Origin of the sequence: Corallococcus praedator (assembly GCF_003612125.1) — a bacterium.
In the GTDB taxonomy this organism is placed as follows: domain Bacteria; phylum Myxococcota; class Myxococcia; order Myxococcales; family Myxococcaceae; genus Corallococcus; species Corallococcus praedator.
In genome coordinates, this window is record NZ_RAWI01001462.1 from 1 (window position 1) to 383 (window position 383).

General features: G+C 55.9%; 1 protein-coding gene. It reads left to right on the forward strand.

Annotation, left to right across the window (positions count from 1 at the left end; translation table 11 throughout):
• Window positions 1-104: 104 nt before the first annotated feature.
• On the forward strand, window positions 105-383 hold a 279-nt coding region (locus tag D7Y13_RS45575; protein WP_147452803.1), incomplete at its 3' end, for a hypothetical protein.

Sequence of the window (383 nt, forward strand, 5' to 3'; positions counted from 1 at the left end):
GTTGAGGCTTATACTGAATTGGAGTTTCTGACTTTGTTGCTCGCTGACCCGCTTCACCCAGCTACAAATCGCATCAGTTGTTGGAAACATTTCAGGCTGCCCTCATGAAACGGCTTCGATCGATCGCGCCGCAGCTCAATCGATGGCAAATTGCTCCGCTTCAGCAGGTCGTTAGGCGCTGGAAACATCTGCGGCGAATCTACCTCAAACGTTGGCGGCAACTGCTCCTACCTGCCCTGCCCCTGCGTCGGAAAGTCGAGCGTTCTGGATTGTCGCGTCCCTTGCTGCTGCTGGCGATCGCCTTGCTCACCAGTGCGATCGGGCATCGCTTTTATAACGAGCCGCAGCTTGCCGTGAATACGATCGCGCCGCAAACCCTGAGA